We start from the raw sequence: 13,432 nt of genomic DNA, 5'->3' as shown, positions 1-13,432 counted from the left end.
ATCGACACAGGCCTGCTCAGGTATCAGGCAACGGGTGCGGGTGGCGGCTCGTCCGGTAAGGTCGGCTCACCCGGCTCGGTAGGCTGCGGGTAATCAGGTTCGGGTTGACCTGGGATGCCCCCCGCGTGCGCGGGGTTGGCCATCAAGGACCAGGCCAGAACACCAATCTGGTTGGGTTCAAGCCGGGCGAGTTCTGCGCTGATTCGCGGGTCGATCTTCATAGGGTACTCCTCAAGTATGGCCCGGCGCGTTTCACACGCGCCGAAGCAGTACACCTAGATAGAGTCACTTTCTGCAGACAAATTCCCTTTACCCGTAGGCGCTTTCGATCAAGCGCGTGGGAGAGTGACGCCGCGTTGGCCCTGATACTTGCCCGCACGGTCTTTGTAGGACACTTCACAGGCCTCATCGGACTGCAGGAACAGCATCTGTGCCACGCCTTCGTTGGCGTAGATTTTCGCCGGCAAGGTGGTGGTGTTGGAGAATTCCAGGGTGACGTGGCCTTCCCACTCAGGCTCAAGCGGCGTGACATTGACGATAATGCCGCAGCGGGCATAGGTGCTTTTACCCAGGCAGATGGTCAGCACGTCGCGAGGAATACGGAAGAACTCCACGGTGCGCGCCAGGGCGAAGGAGTTGGGCGGGATGATGCACACGTCGCTCTTGACGTCGACGAAGCTCTTTTCGTCGAAGTTCTTAGGATCGACGATCGCCGAATTGATGTTGGTGAACACCTTGAATTCATCGGCGCAACGCACGTCGTAGCCATAGCTGGAAACGCCGTACGAAATCACGCGCTCGTCGCCTTCGCCACGAATCTGGCGTTCGACGAACGGCTCGATCATGCCGTGTTCCTGCGCCATGCGGCGAATCCACTTGTCCGATTTGATGCTCATGGCGGTGTCCTGAATAGCGAGGCGAAAAAAATCTGTGGGCCATCTTACCGGGGCCGGCGTTGGGGTTCAAAGGCCGCACCGGTTTTCTTGATCAATGCACTGCCAGCTATAAGCCGCAGCCAGCGTGGCCGGGGCCCGGGTGCCCGGCGCCAATGACTGTAAATACCACCGCCAGTCACGAAATTAGAGAAACCTTCGGAAATACCATTGGCACGTTCCTGAAAAAGGGTTAAGGTGGCGCCACTGTGCTGCTTGTGTCACTGAGAATCTCTACACGATATGTTGAATTTCGATCCAACCATCTCCAAGAATTTTTCCTGCTCTTTGCACTCAGTCTCGGCCAGGGCTTTTCCTGAGTCGCAGTTAACTTTGTCCAAGGAGATACACCATGTCTAATCGCCAAACTGGTACCGTTAAGTGGTTCAACGATGAAAAAGGCTTCGGCTTCATCACTCCACAATCCGGTGACGACCTGTTCGTTCACTTCAAAGCTATCCAATCCGACGGCTTCAAAAGCCTGAAAGAAGGCCAACAGGTTTCTTTCATCGCTACCCGCGGTCAGAAAGGCATGCAAGCTGAAGAAGTTCAAGTTATCTAACTTGTACTGACTTAGTCGAAAAAACCCCGCCCTTAAAAGCGGGGTTTTTTTATGCCTGATCGTTCCCGCGCTCTGCGTGGGAACGCCTCTTGTGACGCTCGGCGTCGCGCTTTGGGACGCCGAGCGTCCAGAGCTGCATTCCCACGCAGAGCATGGGAACGATCAGGGCACAGCAAAACGCCCGGTGCATTCACATGCATCGGGCGTTTTGTGATCGCTGCCCTACCAATCGTTATTGGAACAACGACTCACTCGACAAGCCATTCTTCTCCAGGATCTCGCGCAAGCGCTTGAGGCCCTCTACCTGGATCTGCCGCACCCGCTCACGGGTCAGGCCGATCTCCAGGCCTACATCCTCCAGGGTGCTGCTCTCATGGCCGCGCAGGCCGAAGCGGCGAATCACCACTTCACGCTGCTTGTCCGTGAGCTCTGAGAGCCACTGGTCAATACTTTGGGAAAGATCATCGTCTTGCAGCAGCTCGCAAGGGTCTGTCGGACGATCATCGGTCAGGGTGTCCAGCAGGGTCTTATCCGAATCCGGACCCAGCGAGACATCGACCGAAGAGACACGCTCGTTAAGGCCCAGCATGCGCTTGACCTCCCCTACCGGTTTTTCCAGGAGGTTGGCGATCTCTTCAGGCGAAGGTTCATGATCGAGTTTTTGCGTCAGCTCACGCGCCGCCCGCAGGTAGACGTTGAGCTCCTTGACCACATGGATCGGCAACCGGATCGTGCGGGTCTGATTCATGATCGCCCGTTCGATGGTCTGGCGAATCCACCAGGTGGCATAGGTGGAGAAACGGAAGCCCCGCTCAGGGTCGAACTTCTCCACAGCCCGGATCAAGCCCAGGTTACCCTCCTCGATCAGGTCCAACAGGGAAAGCCCACGATTGACGTAGCGTCGGGCGATCTTCACCACCAGGCGCAGGTTGCTTTCAATCATGCGCTTACGCCCAGCCGGATCGCCCTTCTGCGACAGACGCGCAAAATGGACTTCTTCTTCGGGGGTCAACAGAGGGGAAAAGCCGATTTCATTGAGGTACAGCTGGGTCGCATCGAGCGCCCGCGTGTAATCAACGTACTTGTGCTGCTTCAAAGCGGCAGCATTTTTGGATTTGGTGCGAACTGAAGGTGGTGATACCCCTTCATTATCTGACATCGTTTCCAAATCGATGCCGGTCTCCATAAGGAGAACCTCATCGTCGATGTCAAACTCCGGCACTTCTTTACTGAGAGCCATTGTTATAGTCCTTTGGTGAGTTCGACCTCAAGCTCAAGCGACGCCTCTATCCTTGGCAACGCTGGAGCCTGTTCCTTCTACGTGAGGGAACAGGCTGTGCAACACATCAACGACGGGGCAGGAATTGCAGCGGATCTACAGGCTTCCCTTGGCGGCGAATCTCAAAGTGCAGTTTCACCCGGTCTGTGCCCGTTGACCCCATTTCGGCAATCGTCTGTCCGACCTTGACCTGCTGCCCCTCCCGAACCAACAACCTGCGGTTATGACCGTAGGCACTGACGTAGGTATCGCTGTGTTTGATGATGACCAGCTCGCCGTAGCCCCGCAAACCACTCCCGGCGTACACCACTGTCCCATCAGACGCAGCTAAAACAGGCTGTCCCAAATCCCCGGCGATATCAATGCCTTTATTCAAACTACCGTTTGAAGAGAATTTTCCAATCAACACTCCGTTTGAGGGCCATCCCCAACCGGTCGGCGCAGGCCCGGCAGGTGGCAACGGCGCGGGTGCCGGCTTGCTCGCAACCGTAGGCGCGGCGCTGCCTGCAGGCCGGGTAATGATGGTGGTCTTGCTTGAGGACGATGGCGAAGATCCCGACTTTGTCACAACTGCCGTAGGTGCAGAACCTGAGCGACCATCGAAACGAATGGTCTGCCCCGGATGGATCGTATACGGCACAGGAATGTTGTTACGGGCGGCCAGCGCCTTGTAGTCCCAGCCATAACGAAAGGCAATCGAGAACAGGGTGTCGCCTTTGCGCACCACGTATTGGCCGGTGGTGACCGTAGGTCTCTGGGGGATTGCGTTGGTACGGTCAACGACCCGCGCACCGCCGGATGGCGTGCTCGAGCAGGCTGCCAATAAGGAACTCAAGACAAGGCCAAGCACCAGTCGCTGAAAGCTTGTTTTACTCATTCGCTGCGCAGGACCTGTGAGACTCACCCGCCGCTCCCTTTGTGGTGGCTGAACGTTAACGCCTGTATCAGGCTTGAAATATGACGCAAGTATAACTGGGCATTGGCTTTTTACTGGCACCTGACTGAAAGGAAAAATTCATCATGTTTAATCGTGGCTGCCAGGCATGGTGATTCAATGGACCCCGCCGTAAGACACATCCGCGCTTGCAGAATTCACTGCCTGCGAATAAATGATCAGGCCAGCGGGCCGTTGAGCAAGGGTACGAACCGCACGGCACCGAGTACATGCCGGGAAAAACCTTCGTCCTCACGGATAATAAGCATCAACTGTTGCACTTCGCCGGAGCCCACCGGGATGACCAGCCGCCCGCCAGGCGCCAATTGATCCAGCAAGGCTTGCGGCACATCGGTGGCCACGGCGGTGACGATGATACCGTTGTAGGGCGCCAGCGCCGGCCAGCCCTCCCAACCATCGCCCCAGCGGAATACCACGTTGCGCAGGTTCAGCTCCACCAGACGCTCTTTGGCCCGGTCCTGTAGCACCTTGATGCGCTCGACCGAAAACACCCGCTCTACCAATTGCGACAGCACGGCCGTCTGGTAGCCGGAGCCGGTACCAATCTCCAGCACCTTGTCCAACGGCCCCGCCGCCAGCAATAGCTCGCTCATACGCGCAACCATATAGGGCTGAGAAATGGTCTGGTTGTGGCCGATGGGCAACGCTGTGTCTTCATAGGCGCGATGCGCCAGCGCCTCATCGACAAACAGGTGCCGCGGCGTGCGCCGGATCACTTCCAGCACCTGCGCGTTGGACAAGCCTTCTTCATACAGACGCTGGATCAACCGCTCCCGGGTGCGCTGGGAGGTCATCCCGATGCCACGGCGCAACAGGTCGTCTTGTTCACGAGCCATCAACGCAGTCCCTCCAGCCAGCCATCAAGGCCACTGAAGGCATCACTGAAGGTGCGATCAAACAGCAGAGGGGTAACGGAGACATAGCCTTGCATCACCGCATGAAAGTCGGTGCCTTCGCCGCCATCTTCGGCGTCGCCGGCGGCGGCGATCCAATACCCTTCCTTGCCGCGAGGGTCGACCACCTTCAAGGGCGCCGCCGCACGGGCGCGATGACCCAGGCGCGTGAGTTGGATACCGCGAATATGGTCGAGGGGCAAGTTGGGGATATTGACGTTGAGCACCGTACGCGGCGGCAGGTCCAAGGAAGCATGGGCCTCCACCAACTTGCGCGCGTAGTAGGCCGCCGTCGCCAGGTTATCCAGTTGCCGCGAAGCAAAGGAAAAGGCAAAGCCGGTGCGGCCCAGGAAGCGCCCTTCAAGGGCGGCCGCCACGGTGCCGGAATACAGCACGTCATCACCCAGGTTGGCGCCCAGGTTGATCCCCGAGACCACCAGGTCTGGCTGGTGCTCCAGCAGACTGTTGATCGCCAGGTGCACGCAGTCGGTGGGGGTGCCGTTAACGCTGATAAAGCCATTGGCCAGGACCCGCGGATGCAGCGGACGGTCGAGCGTCAGCGAACTGCTGGCGCCGCTCTTGTCCTGGTCGGGGGCAACCACCACGCACTCGGCGTAATCCTGCAGCGCAGCATGGAGCGCGGCAAGACCGGGTGCGGTGGCACCGTCATCGTTTGATATCAGAATACGCATGGGCTGTCCGTCTGCCCCACCGGCACCAGATCAACAAGCTCGCGCACCAAGACAGTGGCGAAGCATCCGGCCGGCAGGACGAATTCCAATTGCAGAATGTCAGGCCCGGGATAATGCCACGTCAACCCGCCAATGGGCAGTCGCAGAATGCGACGTTCCTGGCTCATTCCCGCCTTCACCAGCCAATCACGTAGGTCTGCTTCGCCAGCGGCGACAGATTGTTCCAGCTCGTACGTAAGACCTTTCGCCGGCGAGTCGCCTTCGCCCCACTGCGGGCCGGTGGGATGCAGGTCCAGGATCGCCAGGCGCGGGTCACTGCATTCAGCTTCCCCGGCCGGAAAAAAACTGCGACTGTCGGTAAACGCCAGCAGATCGCCAACTTGGGCACGCTGCCATGAACCGTCGGCGACGCGAGCCGCCAACACTTGGTTGAACAGGTAACTGCGAGCCGTGGACAGCAAGCGCGAGCGCACGTTGCGCTGCTCGGGCAGGGCCTTGCGGGCAGCCCACTCGCGAGCATCCACCACATTGCCGCCGTTGTGGCCAAAACGCTGGGTGCCGAAATAATTGGGGATGCCGTGCCGGGCAATCAACTGCAGACGTGCGTCGATGGCAGCGGTGTCGCCGGCCAATTGGGTCAGGCGCAAGGTGAAACCATTGGCCGAATGGGCCCCACGCTGCAACTTGCGCTTGTGACGGGCGGTTTTCAGGATCTTGAGGGTGTCGTTTTCTGCGCCGCTCATGTCCGGGTCGGCCTTGCCGGGCAATTGCACGCTGAACCACTGGCGGGTCAGGGCCTGACGATCCTTGAGCCCGGCATAGCTGACGGTGCGCAATGGCACCCCAGCGGCTTTGGCGATACGCCGTGCGGCTTCCTCAGTGTTCAAGCCGCGCTTTTCCACCCACAGCCACAGGTGCTCGCCATCGCCGGTCAGCGGGATGTCCAGCACCTCATCAACCTGGAAGTCTTCGGCCGTGGCCTTCAGTACCGCGCTGCCCAGGGCCTCGCCATAGGCCCGCGGGCCCAGCAGTTGCAGGTCGTTCATGCGCGCAGCAACAAGGCGACGGAGTGCACCGCAATGCCCTCTTCACGACCGGTAAACCCGAGCTTTTCGGTGGTGGTGGCTTTCACGTTGACTTGATCCAATTCAATTTGCAGGTCTGCGGCGATCACTGCGCGCATCGCTTCAATATGGGGGGCCATTTTCGGCGCCTGGGCGACGATGGTGTTATCGACGTTGCCGACCTTCCAGCCCTTGGCATGGATCAGGCCGACCACATGGCGCAGCAACACACGACTGTCCGCCCCCTTGAAGGTGGGGTCGGTGTCCGGAAAGTGCTTGCCGATATCGCCTAATGCAGCCGCGCCGAGCAAGGCATCGCTCAAGGCGTGCAGGACCACGTCGCCGTCGGAATGAGCCAGCAACCCATGGTGGTGTGCAATGCGCACGCCGCCCAGGGTGATGAAATCGCCTTCAGCGAAACGGTGCACATCGTAGCCGTGGCCAATACGCATAAAAAAACGCCCCGATTTAATTCAGGGCGTGATTCTACCTACTTTTGCCTCAGATTAACCGAGCAAAGCACGCCCATGATGACGCAAATGGTCTTCAATGAAGCTGGCGATGAAAAAGTAGCTGTGGTCGTAGCCAGGCTGCAGGCGCAGTTCCAGCGGATGGTTGGCTGCCTTGGCCGCCTGCAGCAGGGCTTCGGGCTTGAGCTGAACGGCGAGGAAATCGTCGCGATCGCCCTGGTCCACCAACAGCGGCAGCTTTTCCGAGGCTTCGCTGATCAGCACGCACGCATCCCATTCACGCCACTTAGAGCGCTCTTCACCCAAATAACGGGAAAAAGCTTTCTGACCCCATGGGCAGTCCATCGGGTTGTTGATCGGCGAAAACGCCGACACCGACAGGTAACGTCCAGGGTTGCGCAGCGCGCAGACCAGCGCACCGTGACCGCCCATGGAGTGGCCGCTGATGCCGCGCTTATCCGACGCAGGGAAATGCGCTTCCACCAAGGCCGGTAACTCCTGTACCACGTAGTCATGCATCCGATAGTGCTTGGCCCAGGGTTCCTGGGTGGCATTGAGGTAGAAGCCGGCGCCGAGGCCAAAATCCCAGGCGTTGTCCGGATCGTCCGGCACACCGGGGCCACGGGGGCTGGTGTCCGGTGCAACGATGATCAAGCCCAACTCGGCGGCCATGCGCTGGGCGCCGGCTTTCTGCATGAAGTTCTCATCGGTGCAGGTCAGACCGGACAGCCAATACAGCACCGGTAATTTACCGCCCTGCTCTGCTTGCGGCGGCAGATAGACCGCGAAGGTCATGTCGCAACCGAGCACATCCGAATGATGCTTGTAGCGTTTATGCCAGCCGCCGAAGCTCTTCTGGCATGACAGGTTTTCCAGACTCATGGCCGACCTCAGAAGTGAATGACGGTACGAATGCTCTTGCCTTCATGCATCAGGTCAAACGCTTTGTTGATATCTTCCAGGCCCATGGTGTGGGTGATGAAGGTGTCCAGCGGGATTTCACCGGTCTGGGCCATTTCCACGTAGCTTGGCAATTCGGTACGACCGCGCACGCCACCAAACGCCGACCCACGCCAGACGCGCCCGGTGACCAGTTGGAATGGGCGAGTGGCAATTTCCTGGCCAGCACCGGCCACACCGATGATCACCGACTCGCCCCAGCCTTTGTGGCAGCACTCAAGGGCCGCACGCATCAGTTGTACGTTGCCGATGCACTCGAAGGAAAAGTCCACGCCGCCGTCGGTCAAATCCACGATCACATCCTGGATCGGGCGATCGTAGTCTTTCGGGTTGATGCAATCGGTAGCGCCCAGTTGCTTGGCGATTTCGAACTTGGCCGGGTTGATATCGATGGCGATGATGCGCCCGGCCTTGGCCTTGACTGCACCGATAATCGCCGACAGGCCAATACCGCCCAGACCGAAGACGGCCACGGTGTCGCCCGGTTTGACCTTGGCAGTGTTGATCACCGCACCGATACCGGTAGTGACACCGCAACCGAGCAGGCAGACTTTTTCCAACGGCGCTTCTTTAGGAATCTTGGCCACGGAGATTTCCGGCAGCACGGTGTACTCGGAGAACGTCGAGGTGCCCATGTAGTGGAAAATCGGCTGGCCCTTGTAGGAGAAACGCGTGGTGCCATCCGGCATCAAGCCCTTGCCCTGCGTGGCGCGGATGGCCTGGCACAGGTTGGTCTTGCCACTCAGGCAGAACTTGCACTTGCCGCATTCCGGGGTGTACAGCGGGATCACGTGATCGCCCACAGCGACCGAAGTCACGCCCTCGCCGATGGCTTCCACCACTGCGCCGCCTTCATGGCCGAGGATCGACGGAAAAATGCCTTCCGGGTCGGCGCCCGACAAGGTGTAGGCGTCGGTGTGGCACACGCCGGACGCAACTACCCGCAGCAGCACCTCGCCAGCCTTGGGCATGGCGACATCCACTTCAACAATCTCAAGGGGCTTCTTGGCTTCGAAGGCTACGGCGGCACGGGACTTGATCATCCGGGTTTCTCCATCGGGTTAAAAACTGAGACGGTGAGTGTAAATCATCACCCATTGATGAATAATCCGGACCAAAGCAAAACATTATTGCTGTACAGGGACAATCAGCATGCTGGAGAACCGCTGGGAAGGCATTGACGAGTTTGTCGCGGTGGCCGAATGCAGCCAGTTCACGGCGGCGGCCGAACGGCTGGGGGTGTCTTCATCCCATGTCAGCCGGCAAGTGGCGCGTCTTGAAGAACGCCTGCAAACCCGATTGCTGTACCGCAGTACGCGCAAGGTGACCTTGACCGAAGCCGGTCAGACCTTCCTGCAGCACTGCCAACGCCTGCAGGACGGTCGCGAGGAAGCGTTGCGGGCGGTGGGCGACCTGACCAGCGAACCCAAGGGCATGTTGCGCATGACCTGCGCCGTGGCCTATGGCGAACGTTTTATCGTGCCGCTGGTGACGCGGTTCATGGCGCACTATCCGCAACTGCGCGTGGACATCGAGTTGACCAACCGCTCGCTGGACCTGGTCCATGAAGGCCTCGACCTGGCCATCCGCCTGGGACGCCTGCAAGACTCGCGCATGGTCGCCAGCCGTCTGGCGCCTCGGCGCATGTACCTGTGCGCCTCCCCCTCCTACCTCGAACGGTACGGTCGGCCACACAGCTTGTCGGAGTTGAGCCGGCATAACTGTCTGATTGGCAGCTCGGATATCTGGCAAATGGCCCAGGATGGGCGGGAATTTTCCCAGCGTGTGCAAGGCAATTGGCGCTGCAACAGTGGGCAAGCGGTGTTGGATGCCGCGTTGCAAGGCATGGGCTTGTGCCAGTTGCCGGATTACTACGTGCTGGAGCATCTGCACAGCGGGGCGTTGGTGTCGCTGCTGCAGGCTCATCAACCGCCGAATACCGCCGTGTGGGCGCTGTATCCGCAGCAGCGGCATTTGTCGCCGAAGGTGAGGAAGCTGGTGGACTTTTTGAAGGTGGGGTTGGCGCAGAGGCCGGAGTACAAGCATTGAATTGAGGTGGTCTGCACCGGCCTCATCGCGGGCAAGCCCGGCTCCCACAGTTGGACGTGTTGTTTGATGTGGCAGCGATCAAATGTGGGAGCTGGCTTGCCTGCGATGAAGCAGACTCGGTCTGACAGGTTACCGCCGATTAGCCCAGCGCAACTTCAACCACTCCAGGTCTTCCGGCCGAGTCACCTTGATATTGTCCGAACGCCCTTCGATCAGGCGCGGTGCCTGCCCAGACCATTCCATGGCCGACGCTTCATCGGTGATCACCGCATCGGCCACCAGGCTGTCGGCCAAGGCGCGATGCAAGGCGCCCAGGCGGAACATCTGCGGTGTATAAGCCTGCCAGATCAGGCTGCGATCAATGGTGTCCACCACACGGCCGTGCTTGTCGACACGCTTGAGGGTGTCGCGCGCCGGCACCGCCAGCAGGCCGCCTACCGGATCGTCAGCCAGTTCCGCCAACAATTTGTCGAGGTCATCACGGCTCAGGTTAGGCCGCGCAGCGTCATGCACCAACACCCAGTCGTCATCACTTGCGCCCAGGGCGTTGAGTTGCAGCAGCGCATTGAGTACCGAGCCGGAACGTTCCGAGCCCCCGTCGGCACGCTGGATACGCGGGTCATTGGCGCATGCCAAGGTGGGCCAATAAGGATCGTCAATTGCAAGACTGACCACCAGGCCCTTGAGGCATGGATGGTCGAGAAAACAGCCGAGGCTGTGTTCGAGAATAGTGCGCCCGCCCAATTGCAGGTACTGCTTGGGACGGTCCGCAGCCATACGGGCACCGACGCCCGCGGCAGGAATCACGGCCCAGAAGGCCGGTAAATCGTGGCTCATTGGGCCAACTGGTAGAGGGTCTCGCCCTCCTTGACCATGCCCAACTCATGACGAGCCCGCTCTTCAACGGTCTCCGTGCCTTTTTTCAGCTCAAGCACTTCAGCGTCGAGGACACGGTTGCGCTCCAGCAGGCGTTCGTTTTCGGCACGCTGGTCGGCAATTTGCTGGGTCAACTCTTCCACCTGCGCAAAGCTGCCATTACCGACCCATAGGCGGTACTGCAGGCCAGCCAGCAACAAGAGCAAGACGAGGAACAACCAATTGGGACTGCGCATCGAAATCCGGGTATCCATTGAATAAAGACAGTCATGCAAACCTTTTGCAGCAACTGATAGCACAAAGCCTGGAAAACCCAGGCTTGCGCTTGTCAGTCAGCAGATTAGCGCCGAAATTCACATTTTCGTGAGATTTCCGACGCAATCCGCCGACTTTTTACCATTTACTGCTTAGCCGCGAAACTCGCCGCGACCGTTGTACTTGGCTTTACCTGCCAATTGCTCTTCGATGCGCAGCAATTGGTTGTACTTGGAAACGCGATCGGAACGGCACAGGGAACCGGTCTTGATCTGGCCCGCCGAAGTACCCACGGCCAGGTCGGCAATGGTGGAATCTTCGGTTTCGCCGGAGCGATGGGAGATCACGGCGGTGTAGCCCGCGGCCTTGGCCATCTGGATGGCTTCCAGGGTTTCGGTCAGGGTGCCGATCTGGTTGAACTTGATCAGGATCGAGTTGGCGATCTTCTTGTCGATGCCTTCTTTCAGGATCTTGGTGTTGGTCACGAAAAGGTCGTCACCCACCAGCTGGATTTTTTCGCCGATCTTGTCGGTGAGGATTTTCCAGCCATCCCAGTCGGACTCGTCCAGGCCGTCTTCGATCGAGATGATCGGGTAGCGCTGGGTCAAGCCTTTGAGGTATTCAGCGAAGCCTTCGGAGTCGAACACCTGGCCTTCGCCGGACAGGTTGTACTTGCCGTCTTCATAGAATTCGCTGGCGGCGCAGTCCAGAGCCAGGGTCACGTCGGTGCCCAGCGTGTAGCCAGCGTTGGCCACAGCTTCGGAGATGACTTTCAGTGCATCTTCGTTGGAGGCCAGGTTCGGCGCGAAACCACCTTCGTCTCCCACGGCAGTGCTCAGGCCACGAGCCTTCAGTACAGCCTTGAGGTGATGGAAAATCTCGGTGCCCATGCGCAGGCCTTCGGAGAAGGACTTGGCGCCCACTGGCTGCACCATGAACTCCTGGATGTCGACGTTGTTATCCGCGTGCTCGCCACCGTTGATGATGTTCATCATCGGCACCGGCATCGAGTAGACGCCCGGAGTGCCATTCAGGTTGGCAATGTGTGCGTACAACGGCAGGTCCTGGTCCTGGGCTGCTGCCTTGGCGGCGGCCAGGGATACCGCGAGGATGGCGTTGGCGCCGAGGCTGCCTTTGTTTTCAGTGCCGTCGAGCTTGATCATCGCGTGGTCCAGGGCTTTCTGGTCCAGCGGGTCCTTGCCCAGCAACAGGTCACGAATCGGACCGTTGATGTTGGCTACAGCCTTGAGTACACCCTTGCCCAGGTAACGGCTCTTGTCGCCATCACGCAGTTCCAGCGCTTCGCGCGAACCGGTGGAAGCACCGGACGGCGCGCAGGCGCTGCCGATGATGCCGTTATCGAGAAGCACGTCGGCTTCGACGGTGGGGTTGCCACGGGAGTCGAGAACTTCACGACCTTTGATGTCGACGATTTTTGCCATTGTTGTAAACACTCCAAAGTTGACGAAAACGACGCAGCTGAAGGAAATCTTTTGACCGACCGCAAGGGTGGAACAACGGGGCAGGCTTGCAGACGACAAGGCTCAGGCCCGGGGGCCTGAGCGTAAAGCGTGGGAAATTCTACCGGAGAAATGCCAGTTACGCGGTCTCTACCGTCGGAAAACTCTTGACCAGCTCGTCCAACTGCTTGAGTTGGGCCAGGAATGGCTCCAGCTTGTCCAGGCGCAGCGCGCATGGGCCATCACATTTGGCGTTGTCCGGGTCTGGGTGGGCTTCAAGGAACAGGCCCGCCAGGGACTGGCTCATGCCCGCCTTGGCCAGGTCCGTCACCTGGGCACGGCGCCCGCCAGCGGAGTCCGAGCGACCACCGGGCATTTGCAGCGCGTGGGTTACGTCGAAGAACACTGGGTATTCGAACTGTTTCATGATGCCGAAACCGAGCATGTCCACCACGAGGTTGTTATAGCCGAAGCTCGAACCCCGCTCGCAAAGGATCAACTGGTCGTTACCCGCTTCCACGCATTTGCTCAGGATGTGTTTCATCTCCTGAGGAGCGAGGAATTGGGCTTTCTTGATGTTGATCACCGCGCCGGTCTTGGCCATGGCGACCACGAGGTCGGTCTGGCGCGACAGGAAAGCCGGCAACTGGATGATGTCGCACACCTCGGCGACCACCGCAGCCTGCTCAGGCTCGTGGACGTCGGTGATGATCGGCACGCCGAAGGCTTGCTTGATGTCCTGGAAGATCCGCATGCCTTCTTCAAGGCCCGGGCCGCGATAGGAGGTCACGGACGAACGGTTGGCCTTGTCGAAGCTGGCCTTGAAGACGTAAGGAATACCCAGCTTCTGGGTGACCCGCACGTACTCTTCACACACCTGCATCGCCATGTCGCGGCTTTCCAGCACGTTCATGCCGCCGAACAGCACCATGGGCTTGTCGTTGGCAATCTCGATGTCGCCTACGCGAATGATCTTCTGGGCCAT

16 protein-coding genes are annotated in these 13,432 nt (G+C 59.3%); 2 read left to right on the top strand and 14 right to left on the bottom strand.

Annotated elements, in window-relative coordinates; all coding sequences use genetic code 11:
- Positions 1-23: 23 nt before the first annotated feature.
- Together APH41_RS05470 and dcd are read right to left on the bottom strand one after the other, a co-directional pair.
- Positions 24-221, bottom strand: coding sequence for a hypothetical protein (locus APH41_RS05470; protein ID WP_005785769.1), 198 nt, complete (start codon positions 219-221; stop codon positions 24-26).
- A gap of 108 nt (positions 222-329) precedes the next feature.
- Positions 330-896, bottom strand: coding sequence for a dCTP deaminase (dcd, locus tag APH41_RS05465; protein ID WP_003189215.1), 567 nt, complete (start codon positions 894-896; stop codon positions 330-332).
- Positions 897-1,284: 388 nt separating this feature from the next.
- Here dcd and APH41_RS05460 point away from each other — a divergent pair, with 388 nt between their 5' ends.
- A complete protein-coding gene (locus APH41_RS05460) occupies positions 1,285-1,494 on the top strand; it encodes a cold-shock protein (protein ID WP_002554837.1) in 210 nt (69 codons plus the stop codon).
- A gap of 232 nt (positions 1,495-1,726) precedes the next feature.
- Here APH41_RS05460 and rpoS read toward each other — a convergent pair whose 3' ends face one another.
- The 8 genes from rpoS to APH41_RS05420 all read right to left on the bottom strand — a co-directional run bounded on the left by rpoS (position 1,727) and on the right by APH41_RS05420 (position 8,850).
- Positions 1,727-2,734: an RNA polymerase sigma factor RpoS gene (rpoS, locus tag APH41_RS05455; protein ID WP_034126846.1), complete on the bottom strand. Its 1,008-nt coding sequence runs from the start codon at positions 2,732-2,734 to the stop codon at positions 1,727-1,729.
- Between the two features lie 106 nt (positions 2,735-2,840).
- Positions 2,841-3,677 carry a peptidoglycan DD-metalloendopeptidase family protein gene (locus tag APH41_RS05450; protein WP_054917872.1) on the bottom strand — a complete coding sequence of 279 codons (837 nt, stop codon included), beginning with the start codon at positions 3,675-3,677 and terminating at the stop codon, positions 2,841-2,843.
- A gap of 209 nt (positions 3,678-3,886) precedes the next feature.
- Positions 3,887-4,522: a protein-L-isoaspartate(D-aspartate) O-methyltransferase gene (locus APH41_RS05445; protein WP_169850588.1), complete on the bottom strand. Its 636-nt coding sequence runs from the start codon at positions 4,520-4,522 to the stop codon at positions 3,887-3,889.
- Between the two features lie 41 nt (positions 4,523-4,563).
- Positions 4,564-5,313, bottom strand: a complete 750-nt coding sequence (gene surE, locus APH41_RS05440; protein WP_003189210.1) for a 5'/3'-nucleotidase SurE — start codon at positions 5,311-5,313, stop codon at positions 4,564-4,566.
- Positions 5,301-6,359: a tRNA pseudouridine(13) synthase TruD gene (truD, locus tag APH41_RS05435; protein ID WP_034126844.1), complete on the bottom strand. Its 1,059-nt coding sequence runs from the start codon at positions 6,357-6,359 to the stop codon at positions 5,301-5,303. Before truD ends, surE begins: the two co-directional genes overlap by 13 nt.
- A complete protein-coding gene (gene ispF, locus APH41_RS05430; RefSeq protein ID WP_034126843.1) occupies positions 6,356-6,829 on the bottom strand; it encodes a 2-C-methyl-D-erythritol 2,4-cyclodiphosphate synthase in 474 nt (157 codons plus the stop codon). Before ispF ends, truD begins: the two co-directional genes overlap by 4 nt.
- 54 nt (positions 6,830-6,883) lie before the next feature.
- Complete coding sequence (fghA, locus tag APH41_RS05425) at positions 6,884-7,729, bottom strand: S-formylglutathione hydrolase (protein ID WP_054897990.1); 846 nt, start codon at positions 7,727-7,729, stop codon at positions 6,884-6,886.
- Positions 7,730-7,737: 8 nt separating this feature from the next.
- On the bottom strand, positions 7,738-8,850 hold the full coding sequence (locus APH41_RS05420) for an S-(hydroxymethyl)glutathione dehydrogenase/class III alcohol dehydrogenase (RefSeq protein ID WP_003189203.1): 1,113 nt from the start codon (positions 8,848-8,850) through the stop codon (positions 7,738-7,740).
- 109 nt (positions 8,851-8,959) lie between these two features.
- Here APH41_RS05420 and APH41_RS05415 point away from each other — a divergent pair, with 109 nt between their 5' ends.
- On the top strand, positions 8,960-9,856 hold the full coding sequence (locus APH41_RS05415; RefSeq protein ID WP_034126841.1) for a LysR substrate-binding domain-containing protein: 897 nt from the start codon (positions 8,960-8,962) through the stop codon (positions 9,854-9,856).
- Between the two features lie 129 nt (positions 9,857-9,985).
- Here APH41_RS05415 and ispD read toward each other — a convergent pair whose 3' ends face one another.
- The 4 genes from ispD to kdsA form a co-directional block, all read right to left on the bottom strand.
- Positions 9,986-10,693, bottom strand: a complete 708-nt coding sequence (gene ispD, locus APH41_RS05410; RefSeq protein ID WP_054917868.1) for a 2-C-methyl-D-erythritol 4-phosphate cytidylyltransferase — start codon at positions 10,691-10,693, stop codon at positions 9,986-9,988.
- Positions 10,690-10,968 carry a cell division protein FtsB gene (gene ftsB, locus APH41_RS05405; protein WP_003189195.1) on the bottom strand — a complete coding sequence of 93 codons (279 nt, stop codon included), beginning with the start codon at positions 10,966-10,968 and terminating at the stop codon, positions 10,690-10,692. The genes ispD and ftsB overlap by 4 nt, the downstream gene beginning before the upstream one ends.
- A 171-nt stretch (positions 10,969-11,139) precedes the next feature.
- Complete coding sequence (gene eno / locus APH41_RS05400; protein WP_054897992.1) at positions 11,140-12,429, bottom strand: phosphopyruvate hydratase; 1,290 nt, start codon at positions 12,427-12,429, stop codon at positions 11,140-11,142.
- 157 nt (positions 12,430-12,586) lie between these two features.
- Positions 12,587-13,432, bottom strand: a complete 846-nt coding sequence (kdsA, locus tag APH41_RS05395; RefSeq protein WP_003189190.1) for a 3-deoxy-8-phosphooctulonate synthase — start codon at positions 13,430-13,432, stop codon at positions 12,587-12,589.

It is taken from the genome of Pseudomonas sp. NBRC 111138, assembly GCF_001320835.1.
Taxonomy (GTDB): Bacteria; Pseudomonadota; Gammaproteobacteria; order Pseudomonadales; family Pseudomonadaceae; genus Aquipseudomonas; species Aquipseudomonas paracarnis.
Note: the sequence above shows the minus strand (reverse complement) of the source record. Positions and strands in the feature narration are given on the sequence as shown.

Bases quoted from the DNA above. Each gene is read 5' to 3' on its own strand.
- APH41_RS05445 (WP_169850588.1), bottom strand. From the start codon at position 4,522: ATGACCTCCCAGCGCACCCGGGAGCGGTTGATCCAGCGTCTGTATGAA.
- APH41_RS05470 (WP_005785769.1), bottom strand. From the start codon at position 221: ATGAAGATCGACCCGCGAATCAGCGCAGAACTCGCCCGGCTTGAACCC.
- ftsB (WP_003189195.1), bottom strand. From the start codon at position 10,968: ATGCGCAGTCCCAATTGGTTGTTCCTCGTCTTGCTCTTGTTGCTGGCT.
- APH41_RS05420 (WP_003189203.1), bottom strand. From the start codon at position 8,850: ATGATCAAGTCCCGTGCCGCCGTAGCCTTCGAAGCCAAGAAGCCCCTT.
- APH41_RS05415 (WP_034126841.1), top strand. From the start codon at position 8,960: ATGCTGGAGAACCGCTGGGAAGGCATTGACGAGTTTGTCGCGGTGGCC.
- rpoS (WP_034126846.1), bottom strand. From the start codon at position 2,734: ATGGCTCTCAGTAAAGAAGTGCCGGAGTTTGACATCGACGATGAGGTT.
- surE (WP_003189210.1), bottom strand. From the start codon at position 5,313: ATGCGTATTCTGATATCAAACGATGACGGTGCCACCGCACCCGGTCTT.
- kdsA (WP_003189190.1), bottom strand. From the start codon at position 13,432: ATGGCCCAGAAGATCATTCGCGTAGGCGACATCGAGATTGCCAACGAC.
- dcd (WP_003189215.1), bottom strand. From the start codon at position 896: ATGAGCATCAAATCGGACAAGTGGATTCGCCGCATGGCGCAGGAACAC.
- ispF (WP_034126843.1), bottom strand. From the start codon at position 6,829: ATGCGTATTGGCCACGGCTACGATGTGCACCGTTTCGCTGAAGGCGAT.
- truD (WP_034126844.1), bottom strand. From the start codon at position 6,359: ATGAACGACCTGCAACTGCTGGGCCCGCGGGCCTATGGCGAGGCCCTG.
- eno (WP_054897992.1), bottom strand. From the start codon at position 12,429: ATGGCAAAAATCGTCGACATCAAAGGTCGTGAAGTTCTCGACTCCCGT.
- ispD (WP_054917868.1), bottom strand. From the start codon at position 10,693: ATGAGCCACGATTTACCGGCCTTCTGGGCCGTGATTCCTGCCGCGGGC.
- fghA (WP_054897990.1), bottom strand. From the start codon at position 7,729: ATGAGTCTGGAAAACCTGTCATGCCAGAAGAGCTTCGGCGGCTGGCAT.
- APH41_RS05460 (WP_002554837.1), top strand. From the start codon at position 1,285: ATGTCTAATCGCCAAACTGGTACCGTTAAGTGGTTCAACGATGAAAAA.